The sequence below is a fragment of the Nocardia sp. NPDC058176 genome, assembly GCF_042883805.1.
Classification (GTDB): Bacteria; Actinomycetota; Actinomycetes; order Mycobacteriales; family Mycobacteriaceae; genus Nocardia.
The window spans coordinates 28,847-50,699 of the sequence record NZ_JBHVVA010000006.1; the positions used below are offsets into that span (position 1 = coordinate 28,847).

The following is a 21,853-nucleotide window of genomic DNA, read 5'->3' on the forward strand; positions in this document are numbered from 1 at the left end:
GTCGTTCAGAGACCGTCGAGCACCCCGCCCAGCTTGGTCAGGAGTTGACGCCACCCGCGTTCGAGGTTGTTCCGCTGCATCCGCTGACGCTTGTCTGTGATGTCGAAACCTGTTGTGGTGAGCAGCAATCGGGTGCCGTGACCCTGAGCGTCCGGCCCTCCGATGCGGACCAGACTACTCACTCGACGGAATCCCGCTGTTCGTCCGCGACCAGGTCCATGCGGAGGAACTCGTTGATGCGCAACAGTTTCGGTGGTCGGGGCACGTCGGTGGGCCAGATCCGGAACGCCTCGTCCCTACCGACCACGCGCGGCTCGGTGAGCTCCGTGTCGCGGCCGTCCGCTCGTAGCCGCGCACTACCGGCGGTCAGGATGTTCTGCACCCAGTCCGAGCCCGACCCGTAGACGAGGACGAACAGATAGCCGCCCTCGACGGGATGGGCGTCGAGTGGCGTGCGGTACGTCGTGCCGGACGCGCGGCCGATGTGCGTCAGCACCGGCCACTTCCCGCCTGCTACCGCGCGCGGATTGAACACCCGCTTGTTGATGTGACCCCACCATCTCGGCATCGGCATCGTAGGCCTCCTCTGTTCGAATCTTACAGCTGTAAGGTTGGCTTACGTGTGTAAGGTTGTCAACAGTTCGCACCCGAGGAGCCACGATGTCCACACCCCCGTCGACCCGGCAGCCACTCAGCCGAGATCGCGTGCTCGACGCCGCGATCCGGGTCGCCGATCGCGGCGGCTCGGCGGCGATCACCATGCGCAAGGTGGCCCAGGAACTCGGGGTGGAGGCCATGTCGCTCTATCACCACGTGCCGAACAAGGACGCGATCCTCGACGGCGTGGTCGACGCCGTGTTCGCGGCGATCGAGCTACCCGATGGCGACGGGGACTGGCGGGACGCGATCCGCGCCCGCGCGTCCTCGGCCCGCACGGTTCTGTCCCGGCACAGCTGGGCGCTCGGTCTCATGGATTCCCGCCGCACCCCAGGCCCCGCGACGCTGCGCCACCACGACGCCGTCCTAGGCGTTCTCCGCCGCGCGGGCTTCACCCTCCCGATGGCCGCCCACGCCATCGCCCTCATCGACAGCTACGTCAGCGGATCGGTCCTCCAAGAAGCGAACCTCCCGGTGACCACCCCCGGCGACGTCGAGGAGGTCGCCACCAACATCCTCGCCGACCTCCCGGCGAACGAACTGCCCTACCTCACCGAAATGATCGTCGACCACGCCCTCCAGCCCGGCTACGACCACACCACCGAATTCGCCTACGGCCTGGATCTCATCCTCGACGCCCTCGAGTCACGCCGGAGTTAGGACTTCACCGTCGAACGAACCTGGCCACGCCCGCCCCGGCAGCAACATGCACATGCAGATGCCGGTTGTGCTGCTCGTCGCCGACGCTGGTCAGCACCTGACAGCCGCCGTGCTCGGCGGTCGCATTCGCCGCGACCTCTTGGACGATTGCCAGCAAGTGGGCGCCGAGCGCCGGGTCGAGCTCCAGCAGCGACCGGACATGCGGCTTCGGGACCACGATCACATGCTCTGTCCCGAACCCCGGAACAGGCGGGCGGAACGCCAGCACCTGATCCGTCTCGCGGAGGACCTCGACGTCGATCAGACGCGGAATCACCTCGGCGCAATACCAGTCGGGCTCATTCATCGTCGAACTACGCCAACTCGACCTCGTCGAACCCGGCGGTCAAACTGTGCCAGCGTCCCCGCAGTACGCCACCCTCACGGTGGACGATGCCCTCCCCGAAATCGACGCGCAGCTTGGTTCGGCGGACGTCGACTTCGCGGACGACTCCGCAGATTCCGCTGAACGGACCCTCGGCGAAGAAGACGACATCACCCGGTGCGTATTCGGAAGTCCCCACGTCTCACCGTATCCCAGGTTCGCGGCATTCTCCGATCGTGGAAGCGATCTACTCGAGTTGCCCGGCGGTCGCAGTGCCGATGCTGAGGCGAAGGTGGTACTCGCGCGATCACAGGTCGGCCAGGTGGTGGGTGTCGTCGAGGCGGTACACCTGCCGGTTGTGGAAGAAATCATCTTCCCTGAGTTCGGTGATGCCGCCGGAGGTGGCGCGGAAGTTCGCGTAGCCCGCGGATTCGAGGGGCATCCCGATCCATGCCGCTACGACGAAAGTCATTGCGCCACCGTGAGTCACGATGATCTGGTGACGGCAGGTGCTCGTCAGGATCGAGTCGAGGGCCGCGTAGATGCGTTGGGCGAGCACCCCTTTCGTCTCGGCGCCCGGAATCCCTTCGTCGTGCCACATGCGCTCGCCGACGGCCGGCGGCGGAACGAACCGATCGTCGAGCCACTGCTGCGGGCGTCCACCGGCCTCGCCGTAGGACTTCTCGCGCAGGCGCGCGTCGAGGATCGGCTCCACATCCATTGCCGCGCCGACTAATTCGGCCGTCTGCGCGGTGCGCCGCAGATCCGAGGAGTACACCTCGACCGCCGCGTCGCGAGGGATGCGTGCGCGGAGTGCGTCGGCGGCCAGCGCCGCGGCCCGCAGACCGTCCGGCGTGAGTGCGGAGTCGTACCACCCGCCCACCACCCCGTCGACATGATGTGTGGCCTGTGGATGGGTGACGACGTAGATGGTGCGCACGGCCATCATCGTGCCGCAGCACTCGCCCGCTCTGGCGAGTGGTCCGGGAACACCTGACCGGATGGCGGACCGTCGGTGGCTACCATGGCCGCCATGGTCGAAATCCGATTTGTCCCATTCATCCGGAGTTGGCGGTGGTGACCGGCGGCTCGGTGTCGCGCCGCACGCGGATCCTGACCACCGTGGCCACGGTGCTGGTCATCGTCGTCGGCGCGATCGTGCTGGCCGCGGCCCGCGGCGACGATCGCGCCGCGACCAGCCCGGATCCGGGCGGCGAACCCGCCCAGGTCGTGCGCCCCGACAGTCACCGGCTCACCGACCCCGCGGGCGCGCGGGTCACCTTCGTGGAGTTCCTCGACTTCGAATGTGAGGCGTGCCGGGCGGCCTACCCCGCGGTGGAACAACTGCGCGCCGACTACGGCGACCGGGTCAGCTTCGTCGTCCGCTACTTCCCGGTCCCCGGCCACTTCAACGCCGAGCGCGCCGCCCGCGCCGTCGAAGCCGCGGCCGCACAGGGCCGCTTCGAGCAGATGTACCAGCGGATGTACGAAACCCAGGCCGCGTGGGGCGAGAAGCGGGTCCCGCAGGACGCGGTCTTCCGCGGCTTCGCCGTCGACCTCGGCCTCGACATGGCCGCCTTCGACGCCGCCTACGACAGCCCGGCCACCGCGGCGCGCATCATCGCCGACTTCGACGAGGGCCTCGCCCTCGGCGTCGACGGCACCCCGACCTTCTTCGTCGACGGCGTGCGGATCAATCCCCGCACCTACGACGATCTGGTCGCCGCCCTCGACACCGCGCTGGGCGAGAACTGATCCCGGCACCGCACGCGGTGGTTGCGTCGAAAGGGGCCGGGCTCATGCGTTGGGGAACAGCATGAAATCGGTGACGAATCCGGTGACCTCGCCGTGCTCGCCCCGGAGCACGAAGGTCGGGTAGAGGCCATCGCCCCACCCGGACTTCAGGATGCTGACGTTCGCACCGGTCTCCTCGTCGGTCACCGCCGAGATGTAGCCGGGGGCCGGGTCGGCGGGGAGCGGCCGGGGAATGTAGACCGAGTCGATCCGGGCGGCGTCCCAGCGCCACAGGGCCTTCAATGCTTCGACGTCGGCGAGGGTCGCGCAGCCCGCGTCGACGGTATGACCGGTGTACGCCTTTCGCCCCCGGAGATCGGCGGCCGATTCGCCGGCCAGGAACGCCATCTCCCAGGTCAGCGCGGGTGCCTCGCTGATGCGCAGCTCCAGTAGGGTGTTGCGACGGTCGACCTGCTTGCCACGCTTGAACTGTGTTGCAACCCAAGCGAACAGCGGATAGGTGCCCGGCGCCACGGTCACTGGGAACGGCTCGTCGTCACGGGTCGACAGCGGATCGCAGGCGACCACGCGCCCGGTGGGCAGGACAACCGGATCGAGCGCACGCGACTCCATGCGGAACTCCGAGCGCCGCCACCTGTGCCGGTAGCCGTCGACCATGAGGATGTCCAGATCTGGGTCGTACACCCTCGCGATCCTAGGGCTGATCCGGCTCGCGCTTGTGCACCGGCAAGCGCGCGATGCCCCGCGAAAGGTCGACTCCCAGCGGATCGTCACCGGTGGCGAGCTGTTCACCCCGCGTCTCGCGGCTTCGGATCTCCTGCTGGGTGTGCTGACTCGACGGGGCGAACAGTGCCTGCAGCTCGCCGAAAAGACCTGCCGCACCGGCGGAACCGACCTTGCCCCGGGGAGCTACCCAGCCCCGGCGCTCGGCCAGGACGAACAGCCGGTCGAGGACCACGGCGAACACCACGATGCCAACGATCATCCATACCAACGGCATATCCACCCCTCACGTCCGTATTCCCGAAAGTACCCTTGAAAACCGGGGCGGTGCCTTCGCCGCCCACGGGTGATCGCGATCGCGCGCGCGGACTGGCACGGCCCGTCGGCTCTGAGTCGGGGTGAATCCTTTTGCCCCACCCGGACCTCTCATCTGTGTTCCGGCACGATGCCGGACGGAGACGGAGGTTGTCGTGATCATCGGAATCGGCGTGGTTGTGGGTCTGTTACTGCTGTGCACCTGCCTGGTCGTCGTGCGGCGCAAGCGAGCCGGGCGTGGCTGAGTCGCACTGGCCCGGCGACGAGTTGATCCGGGCCGCCCAGGGCGGTGACGTCGACTCGATCGCGGCCCTGGTGTCCGGCTCGCATCCGAACATTCAGCGCTTCGCCCGGTCGCTGTGCGCTACCCCGGAGGATGCCGAGGACGCGGCCCAGGAGGCGCTGATCATCCTGTACCGCAAGATCGGGATGCTGCGGGCCTCCGGCGCACTCGCGTCGTGGATGTTCCGCATCGTCCGCAACGAGTGCCTGCGGCGTGCCCGGCTCCGGCCGGCTGTCCGGCCACCGGACAGCATCCTCGCTCCCTCGGCCGAGGACGAGGCCCTGCGCCGCCTGGAAGCGAGCCGGGTGGCCGCCGCGATCGCCGCCCTGCCCGCCGATCAGCGTGGCGTGCTGGTGCTGCGCGACATCCAGGGCTACAGCGGACGGATGGCCGCCGACGCACTCGGCCTCAGCACCGCCGCGATGAAATCCCGCCTCCACCGCGCCCGCGCCACCGTCCGACAGGCACTGCAAGCCACCCCCGACCCGACACCTGGGGGCGACGATGCCTGACGGCCCCAACTTCGCCTCCCTCCCCGCACACCTGCTGCGCGGGTTGATCGGCTTCGGCGCGCTCATCGGTTCACTGGCCCTGATCCCGATCACCGGCCCACTCAGCCTGGCACTCCTGCCCCTCGCCCTGTTCGCGCTGCGCGGCTGCCCGATGTGCTGGCTGATCGGGCTGGCACAGACGCTGTCGCGCGGCAAACTCCAACGTTCCTGCGAGGGCGATCAGTGCTCGTTGACTCTGGCCCGGGATGGCGGAGTCAATCCGTGATCGACCGCGCGCCAGCATGCCAGGTGCGCGAATCAAGTCGTGTCAGAAGAAGATTGATCCCTCGGTGGGATCGCGGCGTGTGTCAGACCCCGTGCTGGAACGCGAATCTTCATCCCCAACCCCCTTCGTGCGGCGGCTGGGAGTCCGGCGGCGCGGCGCCGCCGTCATGCGCAGTGTTCAGGAAAACATGGTGGCGCAGAGGGGATCGAACCGTTGTCGCAGTGACAGCCGTCGTATCGCTACGCGGCGTTGGCCTCGAGGGTCTTCCCGTGGCAGTACCCATCGCCGACCCGGGGTCGGTCTTATGCGGGTTTCCAGCGGGCTTGTTTGACGTCCCGGCGCAACTCTCCGCGGACGTACGGCGTGTTCTGTCCTCGACCAGGGACGCCAGGTTTCTAGCAGCGTTGATATCGCGGTCGAGATGGGTCGGGCAGTGATCGCAGTGGAATGTGCGTTCGGCGAGGGGCAGCTTGGTTTTCACTACACCGCAACCGCTACACGTTTTCGAGCTCGGATAGAACCGATCGGCAACCACGACGGAGGTCCCCGACGCTGCCGACTTGTAGGTGAGTTGGCGCCGCAACTCACCCCATGCGGCGTGCTGAATTCTGGCGCTCAGTCGCCGATTGCGAATCAGTCCGGCGACGTGCAGATCTTCGATCACGATGGACTCGCAGGAGGCGGCCAGCCGCGTAGTCAACTTGTGGAGCTTGTCAGCGCGCACATTCGACATCCGGGTGTGGGCCCGGGCGATTTCAGCGTGCGTCTTGGACCATCGACGTGATGGTGTGCAGCGGAGACGTTTGTCGGGACCCTGCTGACGGGCCGCGCGTCGTTGAAGGCGTCGGAGCTTCTTCTCGGCGCGTTCAGGACAAGGCAGAGCAGCGACGAATCCGTCGGTATCGGTGATGTCCGGAATCGGAGTCGACAAGATCGCCCAGTGTGTGATGCCGAGATCGATGCCGATGACCGGCAACTTGCGGCGGAGACCACCCGAGGGTGGCCAGGACGCTTCGACGGAGAAGGACACCTGCCAGCGCCCGTTTCGGAAGCTGACGGTTGCCGACCGGATCCTTGCGGTGCCGCGACCGATCTGCCGTGCCAGACGATGTGTCGATTCGGAGGTTCTGATGACACCGATCCGTGGAAGTTTGATATGTCGATTGTCGGTGGCGGTGAGTCCGAAAGCGCCCGTGGAGAATCGGCAGGACGGGCGGCTTCGCTTGGGCTTGAACCGTGGGAAGGCTCGCCGCCGACCCGATTCACTCTTCCGGTCGTGTGCCCAGCGGTTCAGCGCAGCCGACAGATTGGCCAATCCGCTGGCATAGGCTTCCTTGGAGTTCTCCGACCACCATGGGGCAACGGTCGATTTGGTTTCGTTCCAGCGCTTTCGAAGCGCGTAGGCCGACCAGTTCACGTGTGGAGTCAATGCTGAGTCCGTGACGCCGTACGACCGCTCGGCATCACGTTGCGCGATGATGGCTCGCACCAGTGCGAGACCCCAGTTGTAGGCGAACCGCTGTGCACCGCAATGGGACTGCAGCGCCCGCGCCTGGGAAGGCGTCGGGGACAGCGCGAACACGCAGGCACGGATTGTGCTGGGCGTTGACAGTGCAGTGTCTACGCTCGTGTCGATCGAAGTCATGGGTTCCCCGGTCCCGCGGTCGATCTCTCCGGATATCGGTCGTTGCCCAGCCTATGGTGAGGCACTGACAGAATCGATCGAAGATGAGGTGGGCGCACGCGGGATCGAACCGCGGACCGCTGGTGTGTAAAACCAGTGCTCTACCGCTGAGCTATACGCCCTGGCACCGCCGGGGAGAACCGGCGGTGACGGTTTATGAATCTAGCGCGGCGAGCGCTTTCTCCCAAGCCGCCTGGTCACGGGCCTCTCCGGGCTCGTTCATCTCGGCGAAAGTGATGTAGCCGGACTTGTCGACGACGAAGGTGCCGCGGTTGGGGTAGCCGGACTTCTCGTTGAAGACGTCGTAGGACTGGGTGACGGCGCCGTGCGGCCAGAAGTCCGACAGCAACGGGAACAGGTAGCCCTGCTCCGCGGCCCAGATCTTGTGGGTGGGCGGGGGACCGACGGAGATCGCGATGATCTCGGCGTCGTCGTTCTGGAACTTGGGCAGCTCGTCACGGACCTTGCACAGTTCGCCCTGACAGATGCCGGTGAAGGCGAGCGGGTAGAACACCAGCAGCACGTTCTTCTTGCCGCGGTAATCCGACAGGGTGACGGGCTGGTTGTTCTGGTCCTTGAGCGTGAAGTCCGGCGCGAGAGTGCCAACCTCTAGCGGCATACTGGGGATCCTGTCGTCGTGTCGGGTCTCAGCCGAGCGTTCTCGCCCAGCTGAGACCTTAGCGAACCGAAGAGTCAGCGCTGCTTCGACGGTGCCTTCGGCTGCACGAGGCGACTGCCCGTCCAGGCCCCGAGGCTGATGGTGGATGTCTGGGTAAGGCCGGCCGTGGGCGCGGCTTCGGCGATCTCGCTCGGATCGACATGGCCCGGGTGCCCGGTCTTGGGGGTGAGGACCCAGATGAAACCTTCGTCGGCCAGCGGGCTGATGGCGTCCATCAGCTCGTCGGCCAGATCGCCGTCACCTTCCCGCCACCAGAGCAGGACCGCGTCGACGACCTCGTCGGAGTCTTCGTCGACCATCTCGCCGCCGCTGACCTCCTCGATCTCGGCGCGCAATGCGTCGTCGGTGTCCTCGTCCCAGCCCAATTCCTGAACAACCAAGCCGTGAGAAATGCCAAGCTTCTGAGCGTAGTTCTGCGCGTCCGCCGCGGCGACCACGGTGGTGTCCTCCCTAAACTGCCGACAGTAAGATAGGTGCAAGCGAACATGGTTATCGCCCGCAACGCAAGCCGATCGGATGAATTGGGACCGTACGCCGCGTGTCGGCAGGGCGAATTCAGCGGCTGGGGCAGGCCTCTTGCACCGCGGTACGGGCCTGATTGATCGTGCGGCTGGCCGCGTTGAGCCCGCCGACCGGAGAGCTGTAGGTCATCTTCCTGGTCTCGGCCGACAGCGCCCGCGCGGCCACGACATAGGCGGTGAACTTGTCGGCCAGCTCGGCGGGCAGCGCGCCCGCGGCGGTGGTGACTCCGGTTTCGACCTTGGTCGCCGCGTTGTCGAGGGTGGCGGCCGCGGCCTCGCGCTTGTCGGCGTAGTCGGGGGCGTTGCCGTCGTGCGCGGAGACGAACTCGTTGAAGGCGGTGACACCCGCGCCCGTGGTGGTGGGGAACTGGGTGCAGTTGTCGCTGATCGCCTTGGCCTCGGCGGCGGCCGCCCGCGAGGCCGCGGCCGCGGACGACGAGGCCGCGGCCTCGGTCTGATAGGCGGCGACTTCGGCGGCGTCGGTGGTCGGCGTGCCGGGGATCTGCGTGGCACAGCCCGCGACGACCAGACCGGAGGTCACCGCGACGACGGCACAGGCCAGTCCGAGCCGACGCGCGTCTGGCAGCCTCATCGTTCCGCGTTCCCTCTCACTCACCGGTACACACTCACGTTTTCCCCCGCAGAACCTAATGGATTTCCTGCTGACATGATGACCTGGGCGGCCCTTTCGGCAAGGATGGGGGGTGCGCCCGAACCTTTCGTAACGGGTGGTCCGCACACCAAGCGGGCAGGCCCGGGGATAGCGACGCCATCAGCAGTTCAAGCCCCCAGTACGAGGAGCAGATTTGACCGACCTGATCCACTCTGCAGCTTCAGCGAATTCCGCGAACGATCCCGCAGCCACAACAACCGCCGCAGGCGGTGAACAACCCACCAGAGCCACCGGTGAACGCGTGCGGGTGATCCGCGAAGGAGTGGCGTCGTATCTACCCGATATCGACCCCGAAGAGACCAGCGAATGGCTGGAATCCTTCGACGACATGCTCGACCGTGAAGGTCCGGGCCGCGCTCGCTACCTGATGTTGCGCCTGCTCGAGCGCGCGGGCGAACGCCGCGTCTCGATTCCGGCGCTCACCTCCACCGACTACGTCAACACGATTCCCACCGAGAACGAGCCCTGGTTCCCCGGTGACGAGGAAGTCGAGCGCCGCTACCGCGCCTGGATCCGGTGGAACGCCGCGATCATGGTGCACCGCGCCCAGCGCCCCGGCATCGGCGTGGGCGGCCACATCTCGACCTACGCGTCCTCGGCGGCGCTCTACGAGGTGGGTTTCAACCACTTCTTCCGCGGCAAGGACCATCCCGGCGGCGGCGACCACATCTTCATCCAGGGGCACGCCTCGCCCGGCATCTACGCCCGCGCCTTCCTCGAAGGGCGCCTCAGCGCCGACCGGCTCGACGGCTTCCGCCAGGAGTACAGCCACGGCGGTCTCGGCAAGGGCCTGCCGTCCTACCCGCACCCGCGGTTGATGCCCGACTTCTGGGAGTTCCCCACGGTGTCGATGGGCCTTGGCCCGATGAACGCCATCTACCAGGCGCGGTTCAACCACTACCTCAACGACCGCGGCATCAAGGACACCTCCGACGAGCACGTCTGGGCCTTCCTCGGCGACGGCGAGATGGACGAGCCCGAATCGCGCGGCCTGATCCAGGTGGCCGCCAACGAAGCCCTGGACAACCTGACCTTCGTCATCAACTGCAACCTGCAGCGGCTCGACGGCCCGGTGCGCGGCAACGGCAAGATCATCCAGGAGCTGGAGTCGTTCTTCCGCGGTGCGGGCTGGAACGTCATCAAGGTGGTATGGGGCCGCGAGTGGGACGCGCTGCTGGGCGCCGACCGCGACGGCGCGCTGGTGAACCTGATGAACACCACCCCTGACGGCGACTTCCAGACCTACAAGGCCAACGACGGCGCCTACGTGCGCGACCACTTCTTCGGTCGTGACCCGCGCACCAAGGCCCTCGTCCAGAACATGTCCGACAGCGAGATCTGGAATCTCAAGCGCGGCGGCCACGACTACCGCAAGGTCTACGCGGCCTACGCGGCGGCGATGGCGCACAAGGGCCAGCCGACGGTGATCCTGGCCAAGACGATCAAGGGCTACACCCTCGGCAAGCACTTCGAGGGCCGCAACGCCACCCACCAGATGAAGAAGCTGGCGCTGCAGGACCTCAAGGACTTCCGCGATCTGCAGCGCATCCCGATCAGCGATGCCGAGCTGGAGAAGGACCCGTACCTGCCGCCGTACTACCACCCCGGCATGGACAATTCGGCCATCCAGTACATGCTGAGCAGGCGTGAGTCGCTCGGTGGCTTCATCCCGGAACGGCGCACGACACCGAAGCCGTTGACGCTGCCCGGCGACGAGGCCTACCGCTCGGTCCGCAAGGGCTCGGGCAAGCAGAAGGTCGCCACCACCATGGCGCTGGTGCGCCTGGTCAAGGAACTGTTGCGCGACAAGGAGATCGGCAAGCGCATCGTGCCGATCATCCCGGACGAGGCGCGCACCTTCGGCATGGACTCGTGGTTCCCGACGCTGAAGATCTACAACCGCAACGGCCAGCTCTACACCTCGGTCGACGCCGAACTCATGCTCGCCTACAAGGAGAGCACCGCCGGGCAGATCCTGCACGAGGGCATCAACGAGGCCGGTTCGACCGCGTCGTTCACCGCGGTCGGCACCTCGTACGCCACCCACGGCGAGCCGATGATCCCGCTCTACATCTTCTATTCGATGTTCGGGTTCCAGCGCACCGGCGACAGCTTCTGGGCCGCGGCCGATCAGCTGGCCCGCGGGTTCGTCCTCGGCGCCACTGCCGGGCGCACCACGCTCACCGGTGAGGGCCTGCAGCACAACGACGGCCAGTCGCTGCTGCTCGCCTCGACCAATCCCGCGGTGGTGACCTACGATCCGGCGTTCTCCTTCGAGATCGCCCACATCGTGCGCGACGGCCTGCGCCGGATGTACGGCGGCGGCACACCGGAGAAAACGCCACTGCCCGGGACGAATCCACCCGAGAGCGGTGCCTTCGCCGGGGAGAACATCTTCTACTACATCACCCTGTACAACGAGCCCTACCAGCAGCCGGCCGAGCCCGACGATCTCGACGTGGCCGGTCTGCTCAAGGGCCTCTACCTGTATCAGCCCGGTGGGGAGGGCGATGTCCGCGCGCAGATCCTCGTCTCCGGGGTGACCGTGCCCGACGGCCTGCGCGCGCAGGAACTGCTGGCGCGGGAGTGGGGTGTCGCGGCGGACGTGTGGTCGGTGACCTCCTTCGGCGAACTGCGCCGCGAAGCCCTTGACAAGGAGATCGTGGCGCTCAAGCACCCCGACACCGATCCCGGCGTCCCCTACGTCACCCAGGCGCTCGCGCCGACGCAGGGGCCCGTGGTGGCCGCCACCGACTGGATGCGCGCGGTCGCCGATCAGATCCGCCAGTGGGTGCCCGGTGACTACACGACCCTGGGCACCGACGGGTTCGGCTTCTCCGACACCCGCCCGGCCGCGCGCCGGGTGTTCAACGTCGACGCCCAGTCGATCGTGGTCGCGGTGCTGGAGGGCCTGGTCAAGGACGGCACGTTCGACAAGGCCAAGGCGGTGGAAGCGGCCGCGAAGTACGGCATCGACGATGTCGCCGCCGCGCCGAAGCCGAGTGCGGACGCGGGCGAGGAACTCGCGTAGCGGACTATTGGACTGTGGAGCGCAAACCGCCGCGGCCCCGTCGGATCACCGAGGGCACCAGCGAGCACGAGGTATACCTGCCGACGGGGGCACTGTCCCCGAACCGGCAGACCCGTGATCCGCTGCCCGACACGCTGCTCAAGCGGGTCAAGCAGTTCTCGGGCCGGCTCTCGACCGAGGCGGTGGGGTCCATGCAGGACCGGCTGCCGTTCTTCGCCGATCTCGACGCCGCGCAACGAGCGGGCGTGCAGATGCTGGTGCAGACGGCGGTCGTGAACTTCCTGGAGTGGCTGCAGGACCCCGACTCCGACATCCGGTTCAGCCTGGACGCGTTCCAGGTGATCCCACAGGATCTGGCGCGGCGGCTGACGCTGCGCCAGACCGTGGACATGGTGCGGGTGGCCATGGACTTCTTCGAACAGTGGCTGCCCGCCCTCGCCCGCAACGATCGGCAACTGGTCGCGCTCACCGAGGCGGTGCTGCGATACGGGCGTGAGCTCGGTTTCGCGGCCGCCTCGGTGTACGCCAGTGCCGCCGAGTCGCGCGGCGCCTGGGACACCCGCCTGGAGGCCCTGGTGGTCGACGCGGTGGTTCGCGGGGACACGGGCCCGGACATGCTCTCCCGGGCCGCCACGTTGAACTGGGACGCCACTGCGCCCGCCACCGTGCTGGTGGGTACCCCGCCGCTGGATCAGGGCGTCTCGACCGTCGGCGCGGTGCACACCATCGCGACCAGGCACGGCAGGGCCGCGCTGGCGGTGGTGCAGGGCGCCCGGCTGGTGATGGTGGTCAGCGGGCATCTCGGTGATTCCGGGATCGGTTCGCCGTTCCTGGTCGATCTGCTCAGCGATGTGTTCTCCGACGGACCGGTGGTGATCGGCCCGACCATGCGCACCCTCGGCGCCGCGCACGCCAGCGCGATCGAGGCACTGGCCGGCATGGAGGCCGTGGTGGGCTGGCGCGGGGCGCCAAGGCCCGTTCACGCCGCGGAATTGCTGCCGGAACGGGCGTTGCTGGGGGATAGAGCTGCGATCGAGGCGTTGAACGAGTATGTTGTCGTCCCGTTGGCATCTGCCGGATCTTCGTTGTCCGACACACTCGATGCGTACCTGGATTGTGGTGGAGCAGTAGAAACGTGCGCGCGTCAGCTGTACGTCCATCCAAATACCGTTCGGTACCGACTCAAACGAATCGGGGAGATCACCGGACGTGATCCGATGAATCCTCGAGACGCTTATGTGCTCCGGATCGCGGCCACAGTGGGTCGTTTGACACGAACGCATAACGAATCGTCACCTCCCGTCACAGAAACCCCGCCCACCCCAGTGGGCCACGACCCCCTGTAACGGGATCGGGGAATCGGTCGATCAGGACAGCCCACCTCGGATTTTGTGGAACCCCTACAAAACGCGTCCGAAAGCTTCATTCGCGCCGACATCTCCTGCGGCGGGGGTCACAGTGTTCTCTTAGGGAGTGATCGCGTTGCTCACCCCTGGACAGGGGTCCCAGACACCCGGCATACTCACGCCGTGGCTCGCACTCCCCGGTGCGACTGATCGCCTCGAGCTGTGGTCGAAGGCCGCCGGCCTCGACCTGGTCCGTCTCGGTACCACCGCGACGGCGGAGGAGATCGTCGACACCGCGGTGACCCAGCCACTCGTGGTCGCCGCCGCCCTGCTCGCCTTCGCCGAAATCGCCCCCGAAGCGCTCCCGGCCGATACAGTCGTCGCCGGACACTCGGTCGGCGAATTCGCCGCAGCCGCTGTCGCCGGTGTCATCACCGCCGACGAGGCAGTCGCCCTCGCCGCCATCCGCGGCCGGGAGATGGCCAAGGCGTGTGCGCTGGAGCCGACCGGGATGTCCGCGGTGCTCGGTGGCGACGAAGCCACCGTGCTCGCACGGCTCGCCGAACTCGATCTCGTCCCGGCCAACCGCAACGCGGTCGGCCAGATCGTGGCGGCGGGCAGCTTGGACGCTCTGGCGGAGCTCGCCGCGAACCCGCCGGAGAAGGCACGGGTCCGCGCATTGCCCGTCGCCGGTGCGTTCCACACCGCCTACATGGCCCCGGCGCAGGAAGCTGTCGCCGATGCCATCGCCCAGATCTCGCCGAGCGATCCGATCCGGACGCTGCTGTCGAACTCCGACGGCAAGCCGGTCGCTTCGGGCGCCGACGCGATCGATAAGCTCGCAGCGCAGGTCACCCGCCCCGTGCGCTGGGACCTGTGCACCGAGAGCATCCGCACCGCCGGAGTCTCGGCCGTGGCCGAACTGCCACCGGCGGGCACCCTCGTCGGCATCGCCAAGCGCGAACTGAAGGGCACACCCACTCTCGCCCTGAAGACGCCAGAAGACCTCCCCGCGTTGGCCGAACTGACCACCTCGGGCTAGCTTTCCCCCCGGCGGTCACGCACGACGAAGTGCGCGTCCGTTTTCCGACCCTACAAACGAGAACTAGAAGGGAGCCACCAAAGTGGCCGCTCTGACCCAGGAACAGATCGTCGAAGAACTCGGCAAGATCATCGAAGAGGTTACGGGTATCGAACCCTCCGAGGTGACCATCGAGAAGTCCTTCGTCGACGACCTGGACATCGACTCGCTGTCCATGGTCGAGATCGCTGTGCAGACCGAGGACAAGTACGGCGTCAAGATCCCCGACGAGGATCTGGCCAGCCTGAAGACCGTGGGCGACGCTGTCTCCTACATCCAGAAGCTCGAGGCGGAGAACTCCGACGCCGCCGCGGAGCTCAAGGCCAAGTTCGACTCCGAGTAGGGCTGCGTACCTATGACCACTCCTGCTCCGTCGACCTTGAACGGGAAATTTCCCAACGTCGTCGTCACCAGCATGGCGGCGACCACGTCGATCGCGGGTGATGTCGATGCGACGTGGAAGGGACTCCTCAACGGGGAGAGCGGAATCGACGTTCTCGACGATCCCTTCATCGAGGAATACGACCTGCCGGTGCGCATCGGCGGTCACCTGAAAGTCAGCCCCGACACGCTGCTGAGCCGGGTCGAGATCCGCCGGATGGCGTATGTCGAGCGCTTGGCGACCGTTCTCGGTCGCGAGGTGTGGAAGAACGCGGGCAGCCCTGAGGTCGATCACGACCGTCTCGGCGTCGCGATCGGTACCGGCCTCGGTGGCGGCGACGCGCTGATCGATTCGGTGGACAAGCTGAAGAACGGTGGCTATCGCAAGATCTCGCCGCTGGCTGTTCAGATGGTCATGCCGAACGGTCCGTCGGCCGTCGTCGGTCTCGAGCTGAAGGCCAGGGCGGGAGTGGTCACTCCGGTCTCGGCGTGCTCGTCGGGTTCGGAGGCCATCGCCAACGCGTGGCGGATGATCGTGATGGGTGACGCCGACATCGTCGTCACCGGTGGTGTCGAGGGCTACATCTCCGATGTGCCGATCGCGGCGTTCTCGATGATGCGCGCCACGAGCACCCGCAACGACGACCCGAAGGGCGCGTCTCGGCCGTTCGACAAGGACCGGGACGGTTTCGTCTTCGGCGAGGCGGGCGCGCTCATGGTCATCGAGACCGAGGAGCACGCCAAGGCGCGCGGGGCGACCATCCACGCACGCCTGCTCGGCGCGGGCATCACCTCCGACGGGTACCACCTGGTGGCGCCCGATCCGGAGGGCACCGGTGCGGGTCGCGCCATGCAGCGCGCGATGCAGACCGCCGGACTGTCCCCTCGGGACATCATGCACATCAACGCCCACGCGACCGCGACTCCGATCGGCGACGTCGCCGAGAAGAACGCGATCCATTACGCCGGGGTGCAGCATGCCTCGGTGTACGCGCCGAAGTCGGCACTGGGTCACTCGATCGGTGCCGTCGGCGCCCTCGAGTCGATCCTCACCGTGCTGGCCATCAGGGACGGCATCGTTCCGCCGACCCTGAATCTGGACAACCAGGATCCGGAGATCGACCTCGATGTGGTGCACGGGGAAGCCCGTCGCCAGGAAATCGAGTACGCGATCAACAACTCCTTCGGTTTCGGTGGGCACAACGTCGCGCTCGCCTTCGGCCGGGCCTAGCCCGCGCCGATCGACTGCATTCACGATCCCCGGTGGGGGTCGCGCCAACTGAATGGCTCGACCCCCGCCGTGGTTCGCCATACGCAGCCGCGCAGCGGCGAGATACTCAACGAAGGTAGGAGTGAACGCGATGACAATCATTGCTCCCGCGTTTCAGGACGCGACGACCGATCCACGTGACCCACTCGGTCGGCTCCAACGATTCTTCGACCCCGGTACGATCCTGCCGCTGCATCCGCGGGACCGCTCCGGTGTCCTCGCCGCCATCGGCGAGGTCGACGGTGTGCGCACCGTCGCCTACTGCTCCGACGCCACCGTCATGGGCGGCGCGATGGGTGTCGAGGGCTGCAAGCACATCGTCGACGCGATCGACACCGCCATCGATTCCGGTATCCCGGTCGTCGGCCTGTGGCACTCCGGAGGCGCTCGGCTGGCCGAGGGTGTCGAGGCGCTGCACGCGGTAGGGCTGGTCTTCGAGGCCATGGTCCGCGCGTCCGGCCTCGTTCCGCAGATCTCGGTGGTCCTCGGCTTCGCCGCGGGCGGTGCGGCCTATGGCCCCGCCCTGACCGATGTCGTCATCATGGCGCCCGAGGGACGGGTGTTCGTCACCGGTCCCGACGTGGTCCGCTCGGTGACCGGCGAGAACGTCGACATGGCGACCCTCGGTGGTCCCACCACACACTTCAAGAAGTCCGGCGTCTGCCACATCGCCGCCGACGACGAGGCCGACGCGCTGCACCGCGCGCGTCGGCTGGTCTCGATGTTCGCCGAGCAGGGCGAGTTCGACCTGGTCGCGGCCGAGCACGGCGATGTCGACCTCAAGGCGATGCTGCCGGAGTCGGCCAAGCGCGCCTACGACGTGAAGCCGATCCTGCACGAGCTGCTCGACAATGTCGACGGCGAGTCCTCCTTCGAGGAACTGCAGGGTGGGTACGCCCGCAGCATGGTCACCGGCCTCGGTCGTCTCGGTGGTCGCACCGTCGGCGTGCTGGCCAACAATCCGCTGCGCCTCGGTGGCTGCCTGAACTCCGAGAGCGCCGAGAAGGCGTCGCGTTTCGTGCGCCTGTGCGACGCGTTCGGTATCCCGCTGGTCGTGGTCACCGATGTGCCCGGCTACCTGCCCGGTGTCGGCCAGGAGCTCGAGGGTGTCGTGCGTCGTGGCGCGAAGCTGCTGCACGCCTTCGCCGAGGCCCGTGTCCCGCGCGTCACCCTGGTGACCCGCAAGATCTACGGCGGCGCCTACATCGCCATGAACGCCCGCGCCCTCGGCGCGACCGCGGTCTACGCCTGGCCCGGCTCCGAGGTCGCCGTCATGGGCGCCAAGGCCGCCGTCGGCATCCTGCACAAGAAGGCACTGGCCGCTGCCCCCGAAGACGAGCGCGAGGCCCTGCACGAGCGCCTGACCGCCGAACACGAGCAGATCGCGGGCGGTGTCGAACGCGCGGTCGCGATCGGCGTCGTCGACCAGGTCATCGACCCGGCCAAGACCCGCAGCATCATCGCCGCCGCCCTCGCCTCGGCCCCGGCCCGCAAGAGCCACCACAAGAACATCCCGCTCTGACGCGATAACCACGTCGACCCGGCCGCCGCCGTCCTCCGCATCGGGAGGCAGCGGCGGCCGTTTCGCTGGGTCGGCTGGTTTCCGGCGCAGCGATATTCGGGTGCGACCGGACCGGGCGGTCCGTAATCTGTCCTCCGTGCAGGCGCGAGAGGGTGGCAGATCGGTGGTTCGGCGGAGTCCGCAGGAGAAGAAGGCGCTGAGCTACGCCAAGGATCGTCGCAACGTCTACAGGGAGAACGACAAGAGTTCGCGCAAGAACATCCCGCGCAAGAAGCGGATGCTGAATCGCGTCGATCGACATCGTGAGAATGTTCTGGATGCGGCGCGCGGACCGGTCGAACTGGAGATGGCCGAGCGATACGAGCTCGAACTGCTGGCGACCCGCTCGAAGTGGGCGCAGTGGCGGAAGCTGCCGGATGCGCCGCTCGGCGAGGTGCTGGCCTGGAGGCTGGAGCGTCGGGCACGGCGCCAGCAGTAGGCGGTAGCGGGTTGCTTCCGGCCGTTTCGCAGACCGGAAGGGTTGTTTCTGTTCAGTGCACGGTCGTACACTGAACGGGCAGTTGAGCTGCGGAATGGCCGTTACCGAAGGAGTCTTACGTCGATGCGTGTATCCGAACTCGGTCGGGAGATGTTCACCGACAGCGTCGTCATGGGTGGTGCGCGGTGAGCTATCGGAAGGAACTGTTCGACGAGTTGTCCGTCGCGGTGCGTCGGACTGGTGTCACCATCGCCGACATTCTGGGGGATGCCGGGCGCAGTACCACTCGGGAGGTGGTCGATCTCGTGCACGAGGGGCGCGAACTCGTCGCCGGTGCGATGCGGGCGCAGGCGGCTGAGCTGCGTCGTCGCGGGCGGTAGGTCCGTGGCGCGCGGTCTGCGCGCATAATGGCTGGGTGCGCTACGAAGAGCTGGCCGACGTCCCGTGTTCGATCACGCGGCCGCTGGTGATCTTCGGGGATCGGTGGACGTTGCTGATCCTGAAGTACTGCTTTGCCGGAGTGCGGCGGTTCAACGCGTTCCAGGGGGCACTCGGGATTTCGCGGAGCCGGCTGGGGGACCGGCTTGACCGGTTGATCGAGCACGGGATCCTGGTGAAGCGGCCCGTGGAGGACGGGGCCTACGAGGAATACCGGCTGACCGAGAAGGGCCACGCCCTCTACCCGATCCTCATGGCCATCCGCGATTGGGGCGACACCTACATGGCCCCCGACGGCCCCCCGGTCGAATACCGCCACCGTGACTGCACCGGCGAAGCCCACGTCCACCTCACCTGCGACGCCTGCGACACCGAGATCACCGCCCGCGACATCGTCCCGGAGCCCGGCCCCGGTCTCACCGAGGCGTCCCGCCCCGCGTAGAAATCTGGACGCCTGATCACCAGGCTCTGGTGTGAGTATCGGCCGAGAGCCGCCCGTCACCAGTGCCTGATGATCTTGATCAGGCCGTGTGCCAGGTGACCTGGTCCTCCAGGGGAGCGCGGTGGGTGCGGAAGGTGTTGATGGGGTGGTCTCGGTCGGGGTGGCCGAAGGAGACGCCGAAGACGACCTTGCGGTGAACGGGCAGGTCGAAGTAGTCGTGCAGGAACGGGGCGTAGGAGGCCAGGGCGGCTTGGGGAGCGGCGCCGAGGCCGAGGGCCTGGGCGCCGAGGAGGAAGTTCTCCAGCCACAGGCCGCAGTCGACGGCGCCGTAGACGCCCAGATCGGCCTCGGAGGTGACGATCGCGACGTGCGGGGCGTCGAAGAATTCGAAGTTGCGCACCATCTGGCGCATCGTCTTCTCGTGCTCACCCTTGGCGATGCCGACACTGTCGTAGAGCTGGAAACCGCACTCGCGCCGACGGTCCTTGTACACCCCCGCGTACTGGGCGGGGAACTCGAAATCCGGTGCGGTGCCGGTGGTCTGGATGTGGGTGAGCAGTTCCTTGCGGAGCCGTTCGGTGCCCTCGCCTTCGGTGACGACGACCTGCCACGGCTGGGTGTTGCACCACGAGGGCGTGCGCTGGGCGAGGCGGAGCAGCTGTTCGATGGTGGCGCGGTCCACCTGCTCCGGGCGGAACTGGCGACAGGTCCAGCGCTCGTCGGCCAGCCGCTGGAGGGTGGCGAAATCGCTGCTGTGGTGGTCGGTCGGCGCCATCGCGCGGCTCCCTCGGTCGGTCACGGGAACTAGTCCCATTTCGAGACCAATCTAACAGCCGGGGTACCCCGCGCGGAACCCGCCGACGCCGTCGAGTTCGGCGTCGGCGGACGTCGGCCCGGTTCAGGCCCGGCGTCGCACGATCCAGATCGCGATGCCGATTCCGGCCAGCAGTGCCACGCCCGACCCCGCGAGCGCGTACGCGGTCCAAGAGCGCGTCGTTGGTGAATCGTCCACGGCGACAGGCTGTTCGGCCTCGCCGAGGACATCGCTGTCACCGCTGGCATAGGTCGGCCCCGGCTCGGAATCGCCCGCCACGGTCACGTCGAGCTGGACCGGTGTCGGCGGCAAAGCGTCGGCGCCCAACGGTGTGCCCAGCTTGACCGCGATGTAGTGCCAGCCGGCCACCGACTGCCGCTGCACCGAATTCTGTGTCACCTCGCGGTTGGCGTAGCGGACCGGCACCGACGCCGCGCTCAGTTCGGTGCTCGATCTGCCGGAGTAGGCGTTGGTGTCGCTGTCGATCTCCCTGCCCAGCGGGGAGTACAGCGTCGTCGTGACGTTCGAGGCCGCGGTGCGGTTCGCGCCGCCGGTCTCGGCGAAGTGGACGCGGTAGGCCAGGCCCTGGCCCCAGTCGAGCTTCACCCGGTAGAAGACGTACTCGCCGGATTGCACGGTGTCGGTGTAGCGACCGCTGCCGTCCAGTGTCGCGGCGACGGTGAACGAGCCACCGCCGGTGACCGGCTGGTCGGGGCCGCCGGGATCGGTGAAGGTGGTCGGCGTGGTCACCGCGGCGGGGCCGGGATCGGTGACGCCGGGTTCGATCCCGATCAGGATCTCCAACGGCAGCCGGGCCGGTGCGCCCGCGGACGCGAGGTCCCAGTCCAGCTCGAAGTAGTAGCGGCCCGCGCCCTTGCACTTGTCGGACGCGCCGCCGGTGGGTTCCTTGGCCGCGCCGTCGAAGGTCTTGGCGACGGTGAGTGCGGCGCCGTCGCTGGAGCGGGTCTCCAGTTCGCGTTCACGGGCATCGCAGTCCGCCCCGTCGCGGCCGAGTACGCGCAGGCCGAGCGCGTTCATGTCCTCGGTCATGGAGACGCCCGACGCGCGCGGGAAGGAGAGGATCCCGGTGAAGTGGGCGGTCGCGCCCGCGGGCAGATCGACCGCGTAGTACCGCTTCTCCTGCCTGCCGATGGTGTCGAGGTACTGGCCCTGCCGCGCGAGCGGGGCGGTGGCGTGGTTGTCGGTGCCGGTGATCGGGGTGCCGGTGGCCTGGTAGTTGCGCAGGGCGGCCGCGCTCACCCGGGGCAGGACGCGTTCGAGCGCGGCGCCGTCGGCGGCATCGCTGTAGCTGCCGCCGGTGGCCTGCGCCATGCAGGTGAGCTGAGCGCGCGCGGCGTCGTCGACGGCGAAACCGATCGTGTGGACGACCAGGTCGACACCCTGCTGCTTCAGCTCGCGCGCGACCTCGCACACCTCCGGTGGCGCGCAGGTGTCCTCACCGTCGGAGACGAGCACGATCGAGCGCGGGCCGGAATCGGGCAGCGCGGCGGCGGCCTCGCGCAGCGCCGGTCCCATCGGGGTCCAGCCGCTGGCCGCGATGCCGTCCACCGCGGTGGTGAGCGCAGGCTTGTCGATGGTGGTCGGCGGCTGCAATACGTGCACGTCGCGACAGCCCGCGGCCTTGTCGGCCTCGGTGTTGCCCGTGCCGGTGCCGTAGGTGGTGAGCCCGACCGAGGACTCGGACGGTGCCGAGTCGACGAAGCTCCGGACGGCCTTCTTCGCGGAATCCATCATGGTCGCGCCCTGGTCGGGGCGTTCCATCGAGCCGGAGGCGTCGAGGACGAGCATGGTCGGGGCGTACTGTTCGGGGCTCGCGTGAGCCTGTGCCGGGAGGAGCGACGCCAGCACGGTGAGGGCGACGGCGGTGAATGCGGCGGTCAGCGTGCTGGATCTCGACATGGTCCTCGACTTCGGTGGAGCGGGGTGAAACCGGTCAGA

26 protein-coding genes and 1 tRNA gene are annotated in these 21,853 nt (G+C 67.6%); 13 read left to right on the forward strand and 14 right to left on the reverse strand.

Features of this window, described 5'->3' with window-relative positions:
* Positions 1-5 precede the first annotated feature (5 nt).
* Both ACFVVM_RS26640 and ACFVVM_RS26645 read right to left on the reverse strand, forming a co-directional pair.
* Complete coding sequence (locus ACFVVM_RS26640) at positions 6-182, reverse strand: hypothetical protein (protein ID WP_387623578.1); 177 nt, start codon at positions 180-182, stop codon at positions 6-8.
* Complete coding sequence (locus ACFVVM_RS26645) at positions 179-574, reverse strand: nitroreductase family deazaflavin-dependent oxidoreductase (protein ID WP_387623581.1); 396 nt, start codon at positions 572-574, stop codon at positions 179-181. Before ACFVVM_RS26645 ends, ACFVVM_RS26640 begins: the two co-directional genes overlap by 4 nt.
* Positions 575-660: 86 nt before the next feature.
* On the opposite strand from ACFVVM_RS26645, the gene ACFVVM_RS26650 reads away from it, so the two are divergent.
* Positions 661-1,317 carry a TetR/AcrR family transcriptional regulator gene (locus ACFVVM_RS26650; RefSeq protein ID WP_387623584.1) on the forward strand — a complete coding sequence of 219 codons (657 nt, stop codon included), beginning with the start codon at positions 661-663 and terminating at the stop codon, positions 1,315-1,317.
* 4 nt (positions 1,318-1,321) lie between these two features.
* Here the strand turns inward: ACFVVM_RS26650 and ACFVVM_RS26655 are convergent, their stop codons facing one another.
* The 3 genes from ACFVVM_RS26655 to ACFVVM_RS26665 form a co-directional block, all read right to left on the reverse strand.
* On the reverse strand, positions 1,322-1,663 hold the full coding sequence (locus ACFVVM_RS26655) for an HIT family protein (RefSeq protein ID WP_387623587.1): 342 nt from the start codon (positions 1,661-1,663) through the stop codon (positions 1,322-1,324).
* A gap of 7 nt (positions 1,664-1,670) precedes the next feature.
* On the reverse strand, positions 1,671-1,880 hold the full coding sequence (locus ACFVVM_RS26660) for a hypothetical protein (RefSeq protein ID WP_387623590.1): 210 nt from the start codon (positions 1,878-1,880) through the stop codon (positions 1,671-1,673).
* A gap of 108 nt (positions 1,881-1,988) precedes the next feature.
* Positions 1,989-2,627, reverse strand: coding sequence for a histidine phosphatase family protein (locus ACFVVM_RS26665; protein ID WP_387623593.1), 639 nt, complete (start codon positions 2,625-2,627; stop codon positions 1,989-1,991).
* Positions 2,628-2,758: 131 nt separating this feature from the next.
* On the opposite strand from ACFVVM_RS26665, the gene ACFVVM_RS26670 reads away from it, so the two are divergent.
* Positions 2,759-3,436, forward strand: coding sequence for a DsbA family protein (locus ACFVVM_RS26670; protein WP_387624318.1), 678 nt, complete (start codon positions 2,759-2,761; stop codon positions 3,434-3,436).
* A 42-nt stretch (positions 3,437-3,478) separates the two neighbouring features.
* Here ACFVVM_RS26670 and ACFVVM_RS26675 read toward each other — a convergent pair whose 3' ends face one another.
* The gene (locus ACFVVM_RS26675; protein WP_387623596.1) at positions 3,479-4,120 is read right to left on the reverse strand and encodes a DUF4241 domain-containing protein; all 642 of its coding nucleotides are present in this window, start codon (positions 4,118-4,120) and stop codon (positions 3,479-3,481) included.
* Positions 4,121-4,130: 10 nt separating this feature from the next.
* The gene (locus tag ACFVVM_RS26680) at positions 4,131-4,436 is read right to left on the reverse strand and encodes a DUF6191 domain-containing protein (protein ID WP_387623599.1); all 306 of its coding nucleotides are present in this window, start codon (positions 4,434-4,436) and stop codon (positions 4,131-4,133) included.
* A 275-nt stretch (positions 4,437-4,711) separates the two neighbouring features.
* Between ACFVVM_RS26680 and ACFVVM_RS26685 the strand changes: the two genes are divergently transcribed.
* Together ACFVVM_RS26685 and ACFVVM_RS26690 are read left to right on the forward strand one after the other, a co-directional pair.
* Positions 4,712-5,269 (forward strand): RNA polymerase sigma factor, encoded by a 558-nt coding sequence (locus ACFVVM_RS26685; RefSeq protein ID WP_387623601.1) that lies wholly within the window; start codon positions 4,712-4,714, stop codon positions 5,267-5,269.
* Positions 5,262-5,534, forward strand: coding sequence for a hypothetical protein (locus tag ACFVVM_RS26690; RefSeq protein ID WP_387623604.1), 273 nt, complete (start codon positions 5,262-5,264; stop codon positions 5,532-5,534). The genes ACFVVM_RS26685 and ACFVVM_RS26690 overlap by 8 nt, the downstream gene beginning before the upstream one ends.
* 109 nt (positions 5,535-5,643) lie before the next feature.
* Here the strand turns inward: ACFVVM_RS26690 and tnpB are convergent, their stop codons facing one another.
* From tnpB to ACFVVM_RS26715, 5 genes are all read right to left on the reverse strand, one after another.
* Positions 5,644-7,179, reverse strand: coding sequence for an IS607 family element RNA-guided endonuclease TnpB (tnpB, locus tag ACFVVM_RS26695; RefSeq protein ID WP_387623606.1), 1,536 nt, complete (start codon positions 7,177-7,179; stop codon positions 5,644-5,646).
* An 89-nt stretch (positions 7,180-7,268) separates the two neighbouring features.
* Positions 7,269-7,340, reverse strand: a tRNA-Val gene (locus ACFVVM_RS26700).
* Between the two features lie 32 nt (positions 7,341-7,372).
* Positions 7,373-7,837, reverse strand: coding sequence for a peroxiredoxin (locus tag ACFVVM_RS26705; RefSeq protein ID WP_071927071.1), 465 nt, complete (start codon positions 7,835-7,837; stop codon positions 7,373-7,375).
* A gap of 74 nt (positions 7,838-7,911) precedes the next feature.
* On the reverse strand, positions 7,912-8,334 hold the full coding sequence (locus ACFVVM_RS26710) for a DUF3052 domain-containing protein (protein WP_071927072.1): 423 nt from the start codon (positions 8,332-8,334) through the stop codon (positions 7,912-7,914).
* A gap of 118 nt (positions 8,335-8,452) precedes the next feature.
* Entirely contained in the window at positions 8,453-9,010 is a 558-nt protein-coding gene (locus tag ACFVVM_RS26715) for a hypothetical protein (RefSeq protein WP_387623610.1), read from the reverse strand.
* A 328-nt stretch (positions 9,011-9,338) separates the two neighbouring features.
* On the opposite strand from ACFVVM_RS26715, the gene aceE reads away from it, so the two are divergent.
* The 9 genes from aceE to ACFVVM_RS26760 all read left to right on the forward strand — a co-directional run bounded on the left by aceE (position 9,339) and on the right by ACFVVM_RS26760 (position 19,080).
* Positions 9,339-12,122 (forward strand): pyruvate dehydrogenase (acetyl-transferring), homodimeric type, encoded by a 2,784-nt coding sequence (aceE, locus tag ACFVVM_RS26720; RefSeq protein ID WP_387624321.1) that lies wholly within the window; start codon positions 9,339-9,341, stop codon positions 12,120-12,122.
* Between the two features lie 14 nt (positions 12,123-12,136).
* A complete protein-coding gene (locus ACFVVM_RS26725) occupies positions 12,137-13,468 on the forward strand; it encodes a PucR family transcriptional regulator (protein WP_387623612.1) in 1,332 nt (443 codons plus the stop codon).
* 127 nt (positions 13,469-13,595) lie between these two features.
* The gene (locus tag ACFVVM_RS26730; RefSeq protein WP_387623615.1) at positions 13,596-14,510 is read left to right on the forward strand and encodes an ACP S-malonyltransferase; all 915 of its coding nucleotides are present in this window, start codon (positions 13,596-13,598) and stop codon (positions 14,508-14,510) included.
* Positions 14,511-14,592: 82 nt separating this feature from the next.
* On the forward strand, positions 14,593-14,892 hold the full coding sequence (gene acpM, locus ACFVVM_RS26735; RefSeq protein WP_387623617.1) for a meromycolate extension acyl carrier protein AcpM: 300 nt from the start codon (positions 14,593-14,595) through the stop codon (positions 14,890-14,892).
* 12 nt (positions 14,893-14,904) lie between these two features.
* The gene (locus ACFVVM_RS26740; RefSeq protein WP_387623620.1) at positions 14,905-16,161 is read left to right on the forward strand and encodes a KasA/KasB family beta-ketoacyl-ACP synthase; all 1,257 of its coding nucleotides are present in this window, start codon (positions 14,905-14,907) and stop codon (positions 16,159-16,161) included.
* 130 nt (positions 16,162-16,291) lie between these two features.
* Positions 16,292-17,722: an acyl-CoA carboxylase subunit beta gene (locus ACFVVM_RS26745; RefSeq protein WP_387623622.1), complete on the forward strand. Its 1,431-nt coding sequence runs from the start codon at positions 16,292-16,294 to the stop codon at positions 17,720-17,722.
* A 136-nt stretch (positions 17,723-17,858) separates the two neighbouring features.
* The gene (locus ACFVVM_RS26750; RefSeq protein ID WP_387623625.1) at positions 17,859-18,200 is read left to right on the forward strand and encodes a hypothetical protein; all 342 of its coding nucleotides are present in this window, start codon (positions 17,859-17,861) and stop codon (positions 18,198-18,200) included.
* Between the two features lie 185 nt (positions 18,201-18,385).
* Positions 18,386-18,580: a hypothetical protein gene (locus ACFVVM_RS26755; RefSeq protein WP_387623627.1), complete on the forward strand. Its 195-nt coding sequence runs from the start codon at positions 18,386-18,388 to the stop codon at positions 18,578-18,580.
* A gap of 35 nt (positions 18,581-18,615) precedes the next feature.
* Positions 18,616-19,080, forward strand: coding sequence for a winged helix-turn-helix transcriptional regulator (locus tag ACFVVM_RS26760; RefSeq protein WP_387623630.1), 465 nt, complete (start codon positions 18,616-18,618; stop codon positions 19,078-19,080).
* Positions 19,081-19,159: 79 nt separating this feature from the next.
* Here the strand turns inward: ACFVVM_RS26760 and ACFVVM_RS26765 are convergent, their stop codons facing one another.
* Both ACFVVM_RS26765 and ACFVVM_RS26770 read right to left on the reverse strand, forming a co-directional pair.
* The gene (locus ACFVVM_RS26765; RefSeq protein WP_387623632.1) at positions 19,160-19,855 is read right to left on the reverse strand and encodes a nitroreductase; all 696 of its coding nucleotides are present in this window, start codon (positions 19,853-19,855) and stop codon (positions 19,160-19,162) included.
* Between the two features lie 123 nt (positions 19,856-19,978).
* The gene (locus tag ACFVVM_RS26770; RefSeq protein ID WP_387623634.1) at positions 19,979-21,814 is read right to left on the reverse strand and encodes a VWA domain-containing protein; all 1,836 of its coding nucleotides are present in this window, start codon (positions 21,812-21,814) and stop codon (positions 19,979-19,981) included.
* Positions 21,815-21,853 lie beyond the last annotated feature (39 nt).